The organism is Bifidobacterium polysaccharolyticum (genome assembly GCF_016101585.1).
In the GTDB taxonomy this organism is placed as follows: domain Bacteria; phylum Actinomycetota; class Actinomycetes; order Actinomycetales; family Bifidobacteriaceae; genus Bombiscardovia; species Bombiscardovia polysaccharolytica.
In genome coordinates, this window is the sequence record NZ_JACFQG010000002.1 from 355,713 (window position 1) to 373,806 (window position 18,094).

Sequence of the window (18,094 nt, forward strand, 5' to 3'; positions counted from 1 at the left end):
AGACGTTCAGTACGCCCAGAGTTCGACCTCAGTCATTTTTAGGCGGAGCCGGGGGCCGACCGACAAGGCCCATCCTGGTCAGAGGCGAGGCCGTAATCTGCCTCATCGCTAGAACCAGACCCAGGGTCAGAGACAGAACCGAGGCCATCAGTATGACCGCTGAGCAGTGAACACCGTAGGCCGTCCACCGGGCACCGATCTCCAGACCAGGGCTGACCTGCCAGATGACATAGCAGGCGTAAATAATCCCTAGGAACCCAGCTACCAGCATCATCGTGGAGACAATCTGAATCGAAGCCGAGGACATCCTGGTCCCAGGAACATCCATACCGGTCCCCCGAGTGGCAGCCAGTGCAATAAGGCAGAGACCGGTAGGAATGAGAATGCCCATGACCACGTCTGAAGGGCGATGCCACCCACCCTGCACCAGCGAGCAGCCCACGGACAGGTCAAAGGCGAATCCCACCAAGGCAACAAAGGCCCTCCAAACCCGGGGCACCACACAGAGCAGGGCCAGGACCACCGCCAGAGCGAGGATGGTGTGTCCCGAGGGGGCTGAATTGGCAGCGGAAGCCTGAACGTGGATCAGCACAGGGCGAGGCAGGTAACGTTTGAGAATGCGTGCCGCCCCGTAGACCACCAGTGCATAAACAGCAACCTGGCCAAGCAGCCACCACCGGCGTCGCACTAGAACCACCACCAGGGCGACAAGGCCCAGCACTACGCAGATCGCCACAGTCACGAAAGGAATGGTGAACAGTCCCAGATAAGCCTTGACAAGTGGCGCCTGGTCAAGGAAGCCACGGAAGTTGGTCAGGGCCATGTCGTCATAGGTCTGCCCGGGAACAGTCCAGACAGCCGCCCACCAGACCAAAGCCGCCAGACCCAGGCAGGCCAGGCCTGCGACCAGGCACAAAACCAAGGCTGAGATCCGGGGGCGAGACATCAAGGGATCCCGGTCAACATGACTGCTGGCCGCTTCGGTCTGCTCATTCGGGTCCCGGTACCAGGCTTGCCGTACTTCGCCCTGCTTGCGCTTGTTGGTCATACCTCTAGACTCTATCCAACCCCTGGGTCGACATCCGACACCCCGTCCGACGAATGCGCTCCCTTCACGACTCCAACCGGTTCAGTCAGGGCGAATATGGAAAACTCCCACGCACCCGCCAGAGGCCACTTACCCTTGCTGCATTCCTGCCCTGGGGGGATTGGGTGACATAACGCCACGTGAGAGCAAGTCACCATGATAGCAGACAGGCTCCACTTGTCCACTGACAAGCGCCGACCCATCGACACCAGGTGCGTATTCAGTCGATATTGCTGCCCGCCGCTTCCCTGACCAGACCTGTCCGCTAGCATGTAGGCAACAGGATCGCCGTACTCCAGCGGTTGATCACGGATCGAGCCGGACCCTGGCGGTAGACAGTAGAGAGCCCGGCATCACAGCGACAAGGGATGGATGGCTGAAGACGAATGGCTGACATGGATGCTGATTTGGTGATTGTGGGCGCTGGCTTGTTCGGTCTGACCGTGGCCCAGCAGGCGGTCGAGCACAGCGGGGCCCGGGTACGGATCATCGACGTGCGCGACCACATCGGGGGCAATGCTTACTCCTATATGGACGAGGAGACCGGGGCCGAAATCCACAAGTATGGGGCCCACCTCTTCCACACCTCCAATCGAAAGGTCTGGGAGTACGTCAATCGCTTCACCGAATTCACCGACTACACCCACCGGGTCTACACCACCCACAAGGGCGAGGTCTACCCCCTGCCCATCAACCTGGGCACCATCAACCAGTTCTTCCACGCCCACTACACGCCCCAGCAGGCCCGTGAACTGATCCGCGAACAGGCTGGCGAACTGGCCGGGACCGACCCGGGCAACCTGAACGACCAGGGCATCTCCCTGATTGGCCGGCCTCTGTATGAGGCCTTCATCAAGAACTACACGGCCAAGCAGTGGCAGACCGACCCCTCTCAGTTGCCGGCTTCGATCATCAAACGGCTCCCGGTGCGATTCAATTACGACAACCACTACTTCAAGGACACCTGGGAGGGCCTGCCCAAGGACGGCTACACGGCCTGGTTCGAGAGGATGATCGACGACCCGCGCATCCAGGTGAGCCTGAAGACCGACTTCTTCGACAACTCCCAGCCCTGGAACCGGGATGCTTTGGTGGGCCAGGTCCCCGTGGTCTACACCGGCCCGGTCGACCGCTACTTCGACTACCGTCTGGGCGAGCTCAAGTGGCGGACCGTGGACTTCAAGGAGCGCCGCTACGACGAAGACGACCACTTCGGCTGCCCGGTCATGAACTTCTCCGATCCTGACGTCCCCTACACCCGTGCCATCGAGTTCAAGAACTTCAACCCTGAGCGTTACGACCAGCAGAACCATGAGCGCACCGTGGTCTGGGAGGAGTACAGCCGCTTCGCCGGCAAGGGCGACGAACCCTACTACCCCATCAATACAGGCGACGACCGGGCCCTCTATACCCAGTACAAGCAGCTGGCAGCCCAACAGCCGAAGGTCGTCTTCGGCGGTCGCCTGGGCACCTATGCCTACTACGACATGCACCAGGTCATCAACTCGGCCCTGGACGCCTGGGACAAGCGAATCGCCCCCCTGGTAGGCCACGCCAAGGACTGAAACCGGAACCTGATTCCTAACGCCCTTCCAAGGTAATCCTTAAAGGGGGCATGAGACTGAAGTTCCCAGCATCAGGCGAAGTTAGCTAATCCGAACTGCTATTTCAATCCGAATACGAGAAGGCCGGCCACTCACGAAAGCGGCCGGCCTTTTTAGACCAAGCATCTGCCATTCATACCTCCGGGACACCCTTCGAAGAGGCGCCTCAGAAATCAAACAGGCAGGATCTGCAGGCTCAGGCGTGCCAGACGTCCTTGCCGTTCTCCTTGGCAGCCTTGACATCGGCATCCAGGGCGCTCTCGTCGCCCTCCACCTTGCCGGCGATGTAGTCCTCGACCAACTGGCGGGCCTCGTTATCCTCATGCTGGACAGCAGGGGACTTCATGAAGTAGGAGCTGGGTGCCAGCACTGGGCCGGCCAGATGGCGGTCCAGGGCAATCTTGGCGGCACGCAGTGCGTCGATGACGATGCCGGCCGAGTTGGGCGAATCCCAGACCTCCAGCTTGTACTCCAGGTTCAGCGGGACATCACCGAAGGTGGTGCCTTCCAGACGCACGAAGGCGAACTTGCGGTCATCCAGCCAGGCCACATAGTCGGAAGGACCGATGTGGACGTTGTGGGGATCCATGTCGTGAGGAACGATGGAGGTGACTGCACGGGTCTTGGAAACCTTCTTGGACTCCAGACGAGTGCGCTGCAGCATGTTCATGAAGTCCATGTTGCCGCCCACGTTCAGCTGGTAGGTGCGGTCCAGACGCACGCCGCGATCCTCGAAGAGGCGGGCCATGACCCTGTGGGTAATGGTGGCGCCCACCTGGCTCTTGATGTCGTCGCCCACGATGGGCAGGCCGGCATCGCGGAACTTCTGAGCCCACTCGGGGTCGGAGGCGATGAAGACGGGCAGGCAGTTGACGAAGGCGCAACCGGCCTCGATGGCGGCGGTGGCGTAGGCCTTGTCGGCCTGCTCAGAGCCGACGGGCAGGTAGGAGACCAGCACATCGACCTTCTTGTCGCGCAGGACCTGGGCCACATCCACAGGCTCGGCATCCGACTCGGTGATCATCTTCTTGTAGTACTCGCCCAGCCCGTCACCAGTCGGCCCGCGCAGGACTTCCACGCCCTTGTTGGGGACATCGCAGAACTTGTAGGTGTTGTTTTGCGAGGCAAAGATGGCCTCGCTCAGGTCCTTGCCGACCTTAAGTGAATCCACATCGAAGGCGGTCACGAACTCCACGTCACGAATGCGGTAGCCGCCGAAGTTGGCGTGCATGATGCCAGGAATCTTGTCATCATCCTTGGCGTCCTTGTAATACTCGACTCCCTGTACCAGCGAGGAAGCGCAGTTGCCCACGCCCGCTATAGCTACACGGATGCTCATACAAACTCCTCTGATTTACTGAGTTATTCCAACCTAAGCATACCTTCTCCCGGTAGATAGCATGATGGAATGGGCCTCATATGCGCGCCCGCCGACAGTACAGACCTCCAAGGATGGCGCAAACGTACGAAAATGATGAACGTTCAGCCTTAGGTCGAACAGTTTTCAGCCCTGCCGGATAGCGTGGTTGGCATGGCCAATCAGACTCGTTCAGTCAGTTCGACCTCGCCCACCCGCAGGGTCCGGTCCGGGTCACGCGGTGGCAGCAATCGCGCCGACAGACTCACCTCGCGACATGCCGACCGCAATCCCCGGGGCGGCGGACCTCGTCGCAGGCGGCGCCGCAAGTCACATCGTCTGCTCAAGTGGACCCTGGGTCTGCTGGGACTGGTGCTTGTCGTCGGGGCAGCAGCTTTCGCCTACCTATACCTGACTACTGAGATCATCCCGCCGGAGAAGCAGGCCCTGGCACAAAAGACCACGGTCTACTATGCTGACGGCTCCACCCCTATCGGCACTTACGCCGACCAGAACCGGGAGATCATCGACTGCGCAGTCCTGCCCAAGTATGTAGGAAACGCGGTCGTCTCCTCAGAGAACCGCTCCTTCTATAAGGATAACGGCATCGACCTCAAGGGCATCGGCCGGGCCCTGCTCAACAACGTGACCAAGGGCACCCGGCAGGGCGGATCAACCATCACCCAGCAGTACGCCGAGCGCTACTATCTGGGTGAGACCACCACCTACAAAGGCAAGCTGCGCGAGGCCATCCTCTCTTTGAAGATCTCCAGGACCGAGAGCAAGGAAACAGTCCTGTGCAACTATATGAACACCATCTACTTCGGCCGCGGAGCCTACGGGATCCAGGCCGCCGCGCAGAACTACTTTGGCAAGGACGCCAAGGATCTGACCATGCCCGAGTCGGCCATGCTGGCCGGCATCATCCCCGCCCCGGCCTCCTGGGATCCGGCGATTAACCCCAAGCAGGCCGAGTCGCGCTTCCACCGGGTGCTGGGCATCATGGAGGAGGACCACTACATCAGCCACAAGGACCGGGTCGGCGCCCAGATGCCCCAGACCATCAAGTACTCGCCGCAGAACGTCTATCAGGGGCCCAACGGCTACCTGCTGCGCATGGTCCGCAATGAGCTGTCCACCGGCAAAAAGGCCCCCTTTACCGCGGACGACCTGGATACTGGCGGCTACCGAATCATCACCACCATCCAAAAGGACAAGCAGGATCTGATGTTCCAGGTGGCGAGCCCGTCCACAGGCAACAAGCGTCAGCCACCCACCCTGCAGACCGGTGGGCTCTCGGTCGATCCCAAGACCGGGGCCATCATCTCCCTGTATGCCGGTGACGACTACCTGACCCACCCGCTCAACAACGTGGATCAGGCGACCTACCAGGTGGGTTCGACCATGAAGGCCTACACGCTTCTGGCCGCCATCCAGGATGGAGTCAACCTGAACACAGTCTTCAACGGCAATTCGCCGCGCACCTTCTCCAGCGTGGGCAAGTCCGTCGCCAACGACGGAAACGTCAGCTACGGGTACATCAATCTCTATTCGGCCTTCGCCAGATCGGTCAACACGGTCTTCATGGACCTGGGCGAACACGTGACCTCACAAAAAATCGCCCAGGTGGCCCACACTGCTGGCATCACCGGCAAAATCGACGACACGACCACCTTCGACACCCTGGGCCTGGATGCCCTCTCGGTCTATGACGTGACACAGGGGTATGCCACGCTGGCCAATGGCGGCAAGCGGCCCAAGCTGCATCTGGTGGCACAGGTCAAGGATGCCAAGGATCAGGAGCTCTACACGGCCGCGATCCAGTCGGATCAGGTCTTCAATGTTGACCAGGTGGCCCTGCTACAGAAAGCCATGAGCACCACAGTTCAATACGGCACCGCCACCTATGCGCGTTCCCTAGGCAGGCCCATCGCCAGCAAGACAGGCACGGCCAACGACCAGACAGCCATCTCCTTCATCGGATTCACCCCCTCGGTTCTGACCACCTTCGCTGTCTGGAACCAAGGACAGGACGGCAGTGCACTCAAGGTGCCCGAGGTCTATCAGAATGAGTTTTTACCGGTCCCGCTGTTCACCCAGTACATGAAGTCCGCCTTGGGCGACAGCCCAGTTGAGCGCTTCCCTGCGGCCGAAGACCATGGCAAGATCGGCGGCCCGGATGGCAGCTGGGGCACCGGATATAGACGGAGCTACTCTTATACGCCCAGGCGCAGCTACAACTATGAATATATGCCTCAGCGACGCACCCAACAGCAGACAACTCCTAAGGAGGAGTCAGGAGCCAGCAGTGGTTCGGGTTCAGGCAACGGAGGCGAGGCCGAGAGCAGCAACAGCACAACCACTGAGGGCAACTCCGAGTCAGAGCAATCCCAGTAGTAAACCAGCGTGGACAACCTGGCCCGATCCGAACCAATCAGCTGCGTTCGGATTGGGCCGTGAGGCTGACGAGAGTTGCTGCCTCTCTATGACTTCTAGCCGCGCTGGAAGCGGTTGAGCGCCGAAATAATGGCCTTGAGGGAGCTGGTGGAGATGGACGAATCGATGCCCACGCCCCAAATCACGCGGGACCTGGCCGGTTCGCCCACCTGGCATTCCACGTAGGAAGCCGCCAGAGCATCCGTGCCGGCGGTCATGGCATGCTCGGCGTAATCCAGAACCGAGACGGTCTGATCCAGGGACTTGAGCGCGTCCAGGAAGGCCGCGATTGGGCCATTTCCATGTCCCTGAACACGCCGCCTCACCTCAGGATCACCCGGGGCAAGCCCCCGGTCCAACAGGGTGGCATCCAGGACGGTGTCGGATCCGTCCTCGCCGGAGGTGACTGCGACATTCAGCAGCTTGAAGCGTCCCCACTGGCGCAGGGTCTCATCGCGCTGATCGGCCATGGACTCTCCGCCGACCACGCTCCCGCCAGCTTCCACGGGCAGGTACTCGTCCTTGAAGAGCCGCCAGATGTCGGCATCCTTGACCTCGCGCTTGGTCCTGTCGGCATAGCTCTGGACCAGCCGTTCGAACTCCACCTGGAGACGCTTGGGCAGGTCCAGATGATGGTTGGCCTTGAGCAGGTAAGCCATGCCACCCTTGCCCGACTGGGAGTTGACCCGGATGATGGCCTCGTAGTTACCACCCACATCCTTGGGGTCGATGGGCAGATAGGGCACCAGCCAAAGGAAGTCGTCAGGGTTGGCATTGGCGCGCAGTGCGGCCTGCTGCCGAGCGTCCAGACCCTTCTTGATGGCATCCTGATGGGAGCCGGAGAAGGCCGTAAAGACGAAGTTGCCGACGTAGGGGTGCCGCTCGGAGACGGCGATCTGGTTGCAGTACTCCACCGTCCGACGGATGCCGGGCATGTCGGAGAAGTCCAGCTGGGGATCGATCCCCTGGACCAGCAGGTTCAGCCCCACCGTGCAAATGTCGACGTTGCCGGTGCGCTCACCATTGCCCAGCAGGCAACCCTCCACCCGGTCAGCCCCGGCCAGCAGACTGAGCTCGGTGGCAGCCACGGCCATACCCTCGTCGTTGTGGGGGTGCAGGGAGAGCACCACCGCATCCCGGTCCTTGAGGTTGGTGGATATGTACTCCACCTCGTCGGCGAAGACGTTGGGGGTGGTCATCTCCACGGTGTTGGGCAGGTTGATGATCATGGGATGCTCAGGCGTAGGCCGGATCACGTCGATGACCGCGTTGCAGACCTCCAGCGAATACTCAGGCTCGGCACCGGAGAAGGACTCAGGCGAGTACTCATAGGAGAGATCAGTACCCCCGGCATCGGCCTCCAGGGAGCGGCAGAGCTCGGCTGCGTCGGTGGCCAGCTTCTTGATCCCGGCCTTGTCCTTGTGGAAGACGACCTCCCGTTGCAGAACCGAGACCGAGTTATAGAAGTGGACCACGGCCCTCTTGGCTCCACGCAGGGCCTCGTAGGTGCGACGGATCAGATGTTCGCGAGCCTGGGTCAGGACCACGATAGTCACATCGTCGGGAATCAGCTCGCGCTCTATCAGGAGGCGGATGAAGTCGTAATCAGTCTCGGAGGCCGAGGGGAAGCCCACCTCAATCTCCTTGAAGCCCATGGATATCAGCAGATTCCAGAATCTCAGCTTGCGCTCGGAATCCATAGGGTCGACCAGGGCCTGGTTGCCGTCGCGAAGATCCACCGAACACCAACGAGGCGCCCGCTTCAGGGTCTTGCCCGGCCAGGTGCGCTGCGGATAGTCGAAAGGCACCTGCTTGTTATAGGCCACATACTTGTTGTAGGGCATGGCACTGGGCTTCTGCGGCGAACCCACAAACCTGGGGGGAGGCAGCAGCAGGTCGTTGTTCCCTCCATTGGACGCCGCGGCCTGGGCCGCAAGATCAAACACGGATGCACGATCCTGATCCATCTCTCCTCCTTCTTTCGTTCGTCGGAAACCGCAATATCACCCGGCCATGGGTGTTCGGACAGGCCGAAACCGTGTCGGGGGTGCCATTATTTTACCGGAGGAGAGCCAGGACATGCGGTCCGGGTCCGCATTACGACGCAGAGGAAGGCGAGGGCACAAAGTCTTGCGTAATTCGCAAGGTTATCCAAGCTGCAAACTCCAGACTAGGCAAGCACTTACAGAGTGCTCGCTGCATAAGATTCAGTTGAAGAGCCTCACTGGAAGAGTGAGACACCACGACGGCCCTCGCAGTAGGCGTTGCCCAGCCAGGTGTGGCGCGAGTTAGGCCAGACGGAACCCAGACGGGGGGCGTTCTGGCTCATCCAGATGCTGGGCACGCGTCCATCGGCGCTGTGAGAACCCAGCAGGTTGAAACCGTTCTTGACCGCCAGCCAGTCGGGATGCTGGGTGGCGATGGCCAGACCCTCCTCCAAGGTCAGAGGGAGACGGTCGTCTGAGTCGATCAGCTTGCGGGCCACGTCCGGCTCGCGGTTGGTGTAGCAGGTCCCGGTGTGCGGTTCCAGGACGATGTAAAAGGGCCCCTCGGGGGGCTCGAACCCGTTCTGCGGTAGGAAGCTGGCAATGTCGCGCGGAGGCATAGTGGTAAAGCCAGCCATGCGATTGATGCTGGTCCGGGCGATCAGCGACTCAGGCGAAACCAGCTCCCTGGTGGGGATGAGCAGGATCTGCTCGCCCAGCTCAGTGGACTCCAGTGCAGAGATCAGGGGCTGGGCCAAGGCTCTGAAAGCGGCGGCGCTGATGTCCGCCACATCCGGATAACCCAAGGCCACGATCCGATCCAGTTGCCGCTTCACTTCTTGGGAAGATCTGGTCATGGCCTCCAGTCTAATCGGTGCCCCGCAGGCGGACCGATCATCTCAAATCCTGTCAGCAAAGTGCTTGCGGGCGATCAGCTCGGCGATCTGCACGGCGTTGAGGGCGGCTCCCTTGCGCAGGTTGTCATTGGCCACGAACATGGACAATCCCCTCTTGCCTTCCACGGCCTGGTCCTGGCGGATGCGGCCCACGAAGCTGGGGTCCTTGCCAGCTGCGTCCAGAGGAGTGGGTATTTCCGCCAGACTTACCCCGGGGGCCTTGGACAGCAGGTCGCGGGCCTGATCAGGAGTGACATCGCGATCAAACTCAGCATTGATGCTCATGCCGTGGGCAGTGAAGACTCCTACCCGCACGCAGGTGCAGGAGGCGGCCAGATTAGGCAGGTGGAGAATCTTGCGACTCTCATTGCGCAGCTTCTGCTCCTCGTCGGTCTCCCCGCTGCCGTCATCGACCAAGTCGCCTATAAAAGGAACGGCGTTGAAGGCTATAGTGCGCACCACCTTGGTGGGCGGGGGAAACTCAATGGCCGATCCGTCGAAGACCAAACGATCAGCACCCTGCTCCACGGCTGTTTTGGCCTCGTCGCGCAGCTGGAGGACACCGGCACGACCAGCCCCCGACACAGCCTGGTAGGAGGAGACGATCAGGCGGCGCAGACCGTATGTCTTGGCCAAGGGACTCAGCACGGGCATGCAGGCCATGGTGGTGCAATTGGGATTGGCCACGATCCTCCGGGGGATAAGATCCAGGTCTTCGGGGTTGACCTCAGACACCACCAGGGGAACCTCGGGATCCATCCGCCAATGGGAGGAGTTGTCGACCACGTAGGCTCCGGCCTCGGCAAAGCGTGGGGCCCAAGTTCCTGAGGTCGAACCGCCGGCGGAGAAGATGGCCAGATCGATTCCGCTCAGGTCGGCCTGCTCCACATCCTCGACCGTGATAGTCCTGTCACGCCAGCGCAACTGTTCGCCGGCAGACCGGGATGAGGCCATGAAGCGCAGGTCAGCTACAGGGAAGTCCCGTTCGTCCAGCATGCGGCGCATGACCATGCCTACCTGGCCGGTGGCGCCCAGAACGGCTACATTGATGCCACGGCGACCATTGTTCGCCAAATCAGCCTTATCAGTCATTGCTCTTTCCTCTCCGCTCAGCGACCTGTGCCGCCATAAATGACCGCCTCGACCTGATCGGCATCCAAATGGAAGGCCGTATGGATGGCCCGTACCGCCTCGTCCAAGTTCTGAATGGGCACCAGGGCGGAGATACGAATCTCAGAGGTCGAAATCATGAGCACGTTGATATGCCGGTCGCTCAAGGCCCGGAAGAAGGTGGCGGTAATGCCCGAGTGGGTCTTCATGCCGACCCCTACCAGGGTCACCTTGCCCACCTCAGGGTTGATGTCGACCGAGTGGAACCCCAGTTGCTCACGGGAGTCATCCAGCATGGGAACCACCTGATCAGCCTGAGCAGACGGCAACGTGAAAGAGATGTCCACGGTTCCGGTGGCCGCCCCAGCCTGGACAATCATATCTATGTTGATGCCGCCCTCGGCAAGGATAGTGAAGAGCTGTGCGGCTACGCCGGGTCGATCCGGCACGGCCCGCAGGCTGACCTGGGTCTCGCTGCGGTCGTGGGCAACCCCTGAGATGATCGGTGACTCGGGGCCGTTCAGGTCCGGGAACAAGTCGCCCATGGATTCGCCGTTGGTCATGACCTTCCTTCCGTCATATCCCGTTGCCTGTCGGTGTGTGCAGCGGGGCGGTCCGGCAACTGGCCGGTCTCCAGATTGGGAATCTTGTCGACATCGACATCGTCGGGCATGATCAGCGTGCCAGGACGATGGGAAAAGGAACTGCGCACATGAATGGGCATGCGGAAGCGCTGGGCATACTCCACGCAGCGCAGTGCCAGCACCTTGGATCCGCCGGCCGCCATCTCCAGCATCTCCTCGTATGAGATGCGGGCAATTCTTCGGGCGGTGGGCACAATGCGCGGGTCGGCAGTAAAAACGCCATCCACGTCAGTATAAATCTCGCAGACATCCGCATTGAGCGCCACAGCCAGGGCCACAGCCGAGGTGTCCGAGCCGCCGCGGCCCAAGGTGGTGGCATCGCCGTCGGAGTTGACCCCCTGGAAGCCTGCCACAATTCCCACTTCGCCCCGGTCCAGGGCCTTCATGACTCGCTGGGGTCGAACATGGCGGATGTGGGCTGCCCCGTAGCGTGCATCAGTCATAAATCCCGCCTGCGAACCGGTGAAGGAATGGGCATGCTCGCCTTGTGCATGGATACTCATGGCCAGCAGGCTCATGGAAATGCGCTCCCCCGCAGTCATGAGCATGTCCATCTCGCGGGCCGGAGGATTGGAGTCCACATCCATGGCCTGATCGATCAGATCGTCAGTGGTGTCACCCATGGCGGAAACCACCACTGCGATGTCATTGCCAGCGCGCTTGGTATCAATGATGCGCTTGGCCACACGCTTGATGGAGTCCGAGTCTGCCACCGAGGACCCGCCATATTTCTGAACGATAAGTGCCACTGCTGTTCCATCCCGCGACGGTTAAGCCACTAGACCATCATCTGCAACATGTTGATTACATGGATTATACGAACGACACCGTTCTATCAGACCCCCTCCACCAATATGCGAAACAATGACGGCAACCGGGGAAGCCGTGAATCAGTGACTACGTGCCTTACAGATCCCGACGGCCGGAAATCGCCCGGCCGAGGGTGATCTCGTCAGCATATTCCAGATCACTACCGACAGGCAGGCCGCTGGCCAGCCTGGTGACCCGAAGATCTAGAGGACCCAGCAGCCGTCCCAGGTAGGTGGTGGTTGCCTCGCCTTCAATGTTGGGATCAAGGGCCAGCATGACCTCCTTGACCTGATCCGTGCCCAACCGCTTCAAGAGCTCGGGAATGCGCAGATCACCAGGCCCGACGTTGGACATGGGGTCGATGGCCCCACCCAGCACATGATATAAACCCCGGTATTCTCCGGTACGCTCGATGCTCATGACATCCTTGGGCTCTTCGACTACGCAGATGATGCTACGGTCACGACGTGGATCCTGGCAGATGGGACATGGACTGGTCTCGCAAACATTGCCACAGATCTCGCAAAACCGAACCTTCTCCTTGGCGGTAACAATGGCATCAGCCAGGTCCTGAGCACTGCGCCGATCGGCTCCCAGAATATAGAAGGCGATACGCTGCGCCCCCTTGGGGCCAATGCCCGGCAGCTGGGCAAAAGCATCAATCAGCTCTTGAATGGCTCCATCATAGGTAGCAGCCATCATTCACCTCCCTGTCGCTGCGCCTGTTCCTGCCGGCGCTTTTGGACGTTAATCGGATTCTGGGGGTCGTCAGCAGCAAAATCCTCCACCTTAGTCACGTCAAACATTTTGGTCAGTTCATCCTGGTTCATGGCATTGTCCGCCCCGAGCCGGGCATCGTCCATGGAATAGACATCGTCCTCGGGATCCACGGAAGGCCCCGAATCCTGGGAGGCAGCCACAGCGGATGAAGCATCCTGACCGAGACCACTGGAGGCCGAGCTAGCGAAGCCTGCTGGCATCCTCCTGTCCTCAGATCCGGATGCCTTTGTCATTGCTCGGGAATCATCCGAGCCGCCTGCGGTACCCGAACCGCGATCGTCGCTCTGCATATCCGGCGAGGTTGGGATGCCAGTCGCCATGGTCCCTTCGTCAGCAACCGATCCGGTCCCCAATGTCGGAGCCGAGGTTGCACCCGAGGCGCTTCCCTGACCCGACGAATCAACCGATTTCGAAACTCCAGGCCCGTGGTCTGAAGCTTCATGGCTTTGACTGTTGGAGGACTCCGTAGAAACTGCAGCGGTGATTCCGGAATCGGGCAGGGCCCAAGGATCCGTGTCATCGCTCATGTCCGGCAGAGCAACTTTTTTGGACTCGTGGTCTTTCTGAATAGTGGTCCCGTCGCTGCCATCACCAGGCTGCCGGGTCTTTTGCGGCGCATGAGTCGCTGGAATGGGGTGAGCCCAGGGATCGTCGTCCGGCAACACCGTTGAAGCGGTTGAGCCGAAGCCTGCAGCCGGCAACGGTTCCGGAGACGAATGGACCGGGCCGCCGACCGGGTGGTGAGCGTCGTCGGAGTTTCCGTCGCCTGCAGCTTCTCCAGAGGTGGACCTTCCGTCCGACGTCGATGCTCCGGTCTCACCCTGGTGACCCGCCGAGGCCGTCATCTCCCTAGGGGCATGCCCTTGCTCCGTGGCCGCATGAGGCATGACCGCCGCTCCAAGGTTCATGGTGGCCAAGCCAGCCCGAGCCAGAGCCACCTCCTTCTTGACCTCTGCCCGACGCTGGGGGGACATCTTGTTGACGGACTCTACCGTCTCGCCGTTAGCAGCCGTCCCTGATGGGGCGATCATAGTGTCCTGCCCGAACTCCTGGCGAGCGCGAACCATGACAATACGTGGAACTTTGGTCTCCCCGTCAACCGACTGCGCAGCCACGGCCATGGCGAAGGCATGCTGGCTGAGTGGACGGTCGAAGGTCATAGACAGTCGTTTGCGGCCGGAGGGGTCTGCTTTCATGTCCACGGCAGGCACCCGGTCCCGCACCACATATTGGCGGACCTCCTCCGGCAGGGCAGCCACCAGAGCATCCCAGCGCTTATTCAGCTCTGTGCCGGTTGGAATCTCTGTTCCCTGTCCTCGCGTAGCCTCCGGTTGTACAGACTGCGGCGGTTCCGTAGACCGGGCAGGCCCGGAAGGATTGGTTGATTCGGTCTGCCCAGTTGGCGAGGAAGGGGCTTGCTTGCGCTCGGGTTGGGCAGAGCCTGAGCCGGAATGGGTGGGCAGTCCTTCGCCCTTTTGCCGTCCGCCAGCAGAGGAATCGGAATGAGAGCCTGCCATGCTCTGCGGCCCGGCAAAGGAGACAGGCGCTGCTGCAGACGATGATCCTGCTCTGCCAGGTTGTTCAGAGCGATCAGCCTCGTCAGCACGCCCAGACCGGGATGCTCTGGCCGGCCGACCGTTCTGCTGTGATCTGTCAGCGCCGATGAACCCGCTACGGGCGGGTGCCGGGGCCATGCCACCGGCGGAAGTTGCCCCTGGGGCCGGTGCCTGCTCCATAGGCTCGCAACCAATTGCCAGTAGCCTGGCAGCCAGCAGCTCCAAGCGCATCCTGGGCGAGGTGGCTCCGTTCATACCCGCCAGTGCATCATTGATGATGTCAGCCATTCTGGTCAGGACCTGCAGATCCAGAGCATTCGCCTGCCGATGCAGATCAGCCACCTGGTCGTCGTCGGCGTCCTCGCTCAGCACGCTCTCAGCACGCTCTCCCGCCAGTTTGAGAACCAGCAGGTCGCGGACATGGGCTAGCAGATCCTCAACGAAGCGCTGAGGCTCGAACCCGCCGACGACCACCTTTTGAATGACCCCGTAGAGGCCAGCCCCATCGTGGGCGATCAACGCATCCACAGCTTCGCTGATGAGTGCGGCAGGAGTGAACCCCAGCAGCGCTACAGCCGCATCATAGGTAATGGTGTGCTCGTCAGCGCCTACCATGAGCTGGTCCAGCACGGAAAGAGTGTCACGCACCGATCCGCCTCCAGCCCGCATGGCCAGCTTGAGCACACCAGGCTCGGCCTTGATGTTCTCCTTTTCACAAATGCCCTCCAAGTAAGGCCCCATGACTTCCTGGGGCACCAGACGGAAGGGGTAATGGTGGGTGCGGGAACGGATGGTGCCGATCACTTTCTCCGGCTCTGTGGTGGCGAAGATGAACATAACATGTTCCGGCGGCTCCTCGACGATCTTCAGCAGGGCATTGAATCCTTGCTGGGTGACCATATGAGCCTCGTCCAAAATGAAGATCTTGTAGCGGTCACGCACAGGGGCGAAACCTGCCCGCTCCCTAAGCTCCCTAGCATCGTCGACCCCATTGTGGCTGGCGGCGTCAATCTCCACCACATCGATGGAACCGGGGCCTCCTGTGGCCAGATCCCTGCAGCTGTCGCATTCGCCACAGGGATGGCTGGTCGGCCCCTTGGCGCAGTTGACGCAGCGGGCGAAAATCCTGGCACTGCTGGTTTTTCCGCATCCCCTGGGACCGGAGAAGAGGTAGGCGTGGGTCAGCCGGTTCTCATCCAGAGCTCGGGTGAGAGGGACCGTGACCTGCTTCTGACCGATTATGCCGTCAAAAGTGTCAGGCCGATACCGCCGATAGAGTGCTAGTGCCATGGTTCAAGGCTATCCATTTCTTTAGACACGCTCGCTTACCTTCCTAAGGCTTTCGCCCCGCTTCCTTCCCTCATCCACAGGGCTCGGGGCCTGCCCGGGCAGACTGGACCAAACGGGGCATCATCGGGACTCCGGTGTCTACGCCTACCGAGACCCTCACATCACCTCCATCCACCTGACAATCCGTCAGGACGCCACGGTTGAGCCGGGCGACCCGGGAGGCCAGATTACATGGCTGAGCCTGTCCTTCGTCCAGGGCAGAAGCTGCAGCAAGAGCCGAAACATCGGCACCGGTACGTGCACGCGTCCGGCAGATCATGAGATTGCCCAGAAGCGCCGCCAGAACCAGACCCAGGCCGACCAGAGTCATCAGCATGATGCCCAGAACCGTGCCGGAACCCGGATCCGAACCCCTTATCCATGAACCGGAACGCTTCAGGCGCGTCTTTCTGGCATGTCCAGGCATGACTCATTCCTCCCAGATGGCCACGGCAATGCCATGGACCTGTGCAGGCAGCACGCCCATTGGGCCGGCAACCACTGGACATGACACACTGACTGTCGTCTGTCCGGCTGATGGGCTCAGCCTCACCTGGGCATGCGGCCCAGCCATCCGGTGCACCAACTCTTGGGAATCGCTCTTGCCGCGAGTGATGATCAGGTCTCTGGCAGCCGCGTTGGCCGCATCCTGACAGACCATGCCAATCCTGATCGTCTGGGTCAGCGTTAGCAGTATGAGAGCCAGGACCATGACAGCAGGAAGAATGATGGCGAACTCGGCCGTTACCGTGCCATTATCGGATTGCCACCCTCGTCTCCGTCCATACCGTCTTTCAGCCGACGGCACTGAGCGCCTTCTTCACCAGCCCCATCAGCAAAGTGCGTGTGGAAGGGGATTTGACAATTGCCAGCAATACACCGGCCAGCGTAGCGGCCGCCACCATGATCACGGCGTATTCAGCAGTGATGGCCCCGGATTCAGGCCTAGCCAGAACCACGCTCAGCCGCACATGCAGGGCACGCACTCCAGAATCCATAGCCTGGCTGATGCGGACGTACAAAGCCGTCATGAACCGGTTGGAACGTTGCCTTATTCTTTGCAACCATTGTGATCCGGCACTTGCAGCAGACCATGTCGTAGCCGACACCAATTGGCCTCCTGCCTGCCTTGTCTGTAGATGGAAGACCGTTGCAACCTCTTGTGGATATGTCATCGTTCTCACCTTTGTCTTTCCTCGTCTTCCCCACCCCGGCGAATAGCCATTCCTCAAAGAATCGGCATCCGATATCTTTCACTGTGCCCGTTCCAGCACGTCTCTGTCGCCTTGTCGGATGCATGTGGACGAGTGGACCTGCATCGGCAACCTGTGGACAACTGTGCCCGTGAGAGCTCCACACCATCAGGACATCCCACCCGCAAAGGCCGCAATGCAAGGGATGACTCCGATCAGCACGAAGGCCGGCAGAATACACAGCCCGGTCGGCACCAGCAGCCTGACCGCGATCGTCGCCGTGGTCTGGGCCAGCGCGCTGCGGGCATGGTGATCCAGTTGACGGATGGTTGTCTCGATACGCGTCAGAGGCGATGATCCCAAACGCCAGGACGGCTCCAAACAGTCAGCCAGGACCTGCATGAACTGCCCGTAATCAGAATCGCCGATCGCCCCCGACCAGGACAGATCCCATCCGTTACCGCGTTCGAGCAGGTGAGCCACTTGAACCATCCGAAGCCCGTAAGGGCCTGGCAACAGCCCGCCAATAACCCCCAGAGCTCTGGGCAGAGAAGCCCCCTGACGAACAGCGACCCCCAGCAAGGCTAATACCAGGCTCAAAGGCGGAGTTGATACCTGCTCATCGGCTAATCGCTCACCAAAGCCGTCGAATTCCATGAGCAGAAAGGCCAGTATGGTCGACACAGCGGCAATCAGCGGTTTCAAATCCATAGATCCTCCCTGCCCAGCTCGTTCATCAGCTGATGTATCCAAACCAGACCAACAACATAGAAGGCCGCTCCAAGAATCAGACATATGGTTCCCGGGCCCGGGCGACATAGGAAGGTCAACGGTCGCGCACCCATGAACTCTCCCATGATGATTGTCAACACCGGCAAGGTCGACAGGAGCCGGATCGTGGCCCTGGGCACAGCAAAGGCTTTTTCCCGGGCCTCATCCAGCGCCGCCCGCCGCCTCTGCATAACCGCCACGGTCCGCAGTCCATCAGAAGCCCGGCAACCCATGATGGCGCTGAGCCCATAACAGGCCATCAGAGCCTGGGCCATAATTGTCAGAGTCGGCCCCCGTTCCTGAGGCAGGCATCGGTTCTCCAACATGGCCATGACACGTTCCCGCGTGACCTCTTGGGTGGCGAACCGCCGCCCGGATGCCTCCTCGAAAGCCTCTATCAGACCGCCTCCATTGTCGACAAAGGCAAGCAGGGAAGTGATCAGCACCGCCAGGCCGGGCCGATCCGACTGTGCAGAGGGCTTGACTGACATGGCCTTGAGCCTTGCGGCCACGTCGCCTCTATGCGGAAGCAGGGC

16 protein-coding genes and 1 other RNA gene are annotated in these 18,094 nt (G+C 60.7%); 2 read left to right on the forward strand and 15 right to left on the reverse strand.

Annotated elements, in window-relative coordinates; translation table 11 throughout:
* Nucleotides 1–28: 28 nt before the first annotated feature.
* A complete protein-coding gene (locus H3T90_RS04690; RefSeq protein WP_046323450.1) occupies nucleotides 29–1,048 on the reverse strand; it encodes a phosphatase PAP2 family protein in 1,020 nt (339 codons plus the stop codon).
* 98 nt (nucleotides 1,049–1,146) lie between these two features.
* Nucleotides 1,147–1,237, reverse strand: an RNA gene (ffs, locus tag H3T90_RS04695) — signal recognition particle sRNA small type.
* A gap of 236 nt (nucleotides 1,238–1,473) precedes the next feature.
* Here ffs and glf point away from each other — a divergent pair.
* Entirely contained in the window at nucleotides 1,474–2,652 is a 1,179-nt protein-coding gene (glf, locus tag H3T90_RS04700) for a UDP-galactopyranose mutase (protein ID WP_110425880.1), read from the forward strand.
* 235 nt (nucleotides 2,653–2,887) lie between these two features.
* Here glf and H3T90_RS04705 read toward each other — a convergent pair whose 3' ends face one another.
* Nucleotides 2,888–4,030, reverse strand: coding sequence for an inositol-3-phosphate synthase (locus H3T90_RS04705; RefSeq protein ID WP_029678243.1), 1,143 nt, complete (start codon nucleotides 4,028–4,030; stop codon nucleotides 2,888–2,890).
* 192 nt (nucleotides 4,031–4,222) lie between these two features.
* Between H3T90_RS04705 and H3T90_RS04710 the strand changes: the two genes are divergently transcribed.
* Nucleotides 4,223–6,445: a transglycosylase domain-containing protein gene (locus tag H3T90_RS04710; RefSeq protein ID WP_198229744.1), complete on the forward strand. Its 2,223-nt coding sequence runs from the start codon at nucleotides 4,223–4,225 to the stop codon at nucleotides 6,443–6,445.
* 95 nt (nucleotides 6,446–6,540) lie between these two features.
* Here the strand turns inward: H3T90_RS04710 and leuA are convergent, their stop codons facing one another.
* From leuA to H3T90_RS04770, 12 genes are all read right to left on the reverse strand, one after another.
* Nucleotides 6,541–8,451, reverse strand: a complete 1,911-nt coding sequence (leuA, locus tag H3T90_RS04715; protein ID WP_046323453.1) for a 2-isopropylmalate synthase — start codon at nucleotides 8,449–8,451, stop codon at nucleotides 6,541–6,543.
* A gap of 254 nt (nucleotides 8,452–8,705) precedes the next feature.
* Entirely contained in the window at nucleotides 8,706–9,326 is a 621-nt protein-coding gene (locus H3T90_RS04720; RefSeq protein ID WP_046323454.1) for a DUF5701 family protein, read from the reverse strand.
* Between the two features lie 42 nt (nucleotides 9,327–9,368).
* On the reverse strand, nucleotides 9,369–10,457 hold the full coding sequence (locus H3T90_RS04725; RefSeq protein WP_198229745.1) for an aspartate-semialdehyde dehydrogenase: 1,089 nt from the start codon (nucleotides 10,455–10,457) through the stop codon (nucleotides 9,369–9,371).
* A gap of 17 nt (nucleotides 10,458–10,474) precedes the next feature.
* On the reverse strand, nucleotides 10,475–11,038 hold the full coding sequence (locus H3T90_RS04730; RefSeq protein WP_198229746.1) for an ACT domain-containing protein: 564 nt from the start codon (nucleotides 11,036–11,038) through the stop codon (nucleotides 10,475–10,477).
* On the reverse strand, nucleotides 11,035–11,868 hold the full coding sequence (locus H3T90_RS04735; RefSeq protein WP_110413526.1) for an aspartate kinase: 834 nt from the start codon (nucleotides 11,866–11,868) through the stop codon (nucleotides 11,035–11,037). The genes H3T90_RS04730 and H3T90_RS04735 overlap by 4 nt, the downstream gene beginning before the upstream one ends.
* Before the next feature lie 157 nt (nucleotides 11,869–12,025).
* Nucleotides 12,026–12,628: a recombination mediator RecR gene (gene recR, locus H3T90_RS04740; RefSeq protein WP_046323913.1), complete on the reverse strand. Its 603-nt coding sequence runs from the start codon at nucleotides 12,626–12,628 to the stop codon at nucleotides 12,026–12,028.
* Nucleotides 12,628–15,555, reverse strand: a complete 2,928-nt coding sequence (gene dnaX / locus H3T90_RS04745; protein ID WP_198229747.1) for a DNA polymerase III subunit gamma/tau — start codon at nucleotides 15,553–15,555, stop codon at nucleotides 12,628–12,630. Before dnaX ends, recR begins: the two co-directional genes overlap by 1 nt.
* Nucleotides 15,556–15,625: 70 nt before the next feature.
* On the reverse strand, nucleotides 15,626–16,021 hold the full coding sequence (locus tag H3T90_RS04750) for an Rv3654c family TadE-like protein (protein WP_110425887.1): 396 nt from the start codon (nucleotides 16,019–16,021) through the stop codon (nucleotides 15,626–15,628).
* Between the two features lie 3 nt (nucleotides 16,022–16,024).
* Nucleotides 16,025–16,402 carry a TadE/TadG family type IV pilus assembly protein gene (locus H3T90_RS04755; protein WP_198229748.1) on the reverse strand — a complete coding sequence of 126 codons (378 nt, stop codon included), beginning with the start codon at nucleotides 16,400–16,402 and terminating at the stop codon, nucleotides 16,025–16,027.
* Nucleotides 16,389–16,625 (reverse strand): DUF4244 domain-containing protein, encoded by a 237-nt coding sequence (locus tag H3T90_RS04760; protein ID WP_198229749.1) that lies wholly within the window; start codon nucleotides 16,623–16,625, stop codon nucleotides 16,389–16,391. Before H3T90_RS04760 ends, H3T90_RS04755 begins: the two co-directional genes overlap by 14 nt.
* Before the next feature lie 330 nt (nucleotides 16,626–16,955).
* Entirely contained in the window at nucleotides 16,956–17,498 is a 543-nt protein-coding gene (locus H3T90_RS04765; protein WP_198229750.1) for a type II secretion system F family protein, read from the reverse strand.
* Nucleotides 17,489–18,070 (reverse strand): pilus assembly protein, encoded by a 582-nt coding sequence (locus H3T90_RS04770; protein ID WP_198229751.1) that lies wholly within the window; start codon nucleotides 18,068–18,070, stop codon nucleotides 17,489–17,491. Before H3T90_RS04770 ends, H3T90_RS04765 begins: the two co-directional genes overlap by 10 nt.
* Nucleotides 18,071–18,094 lie beyond the last annotated feature (24 nt).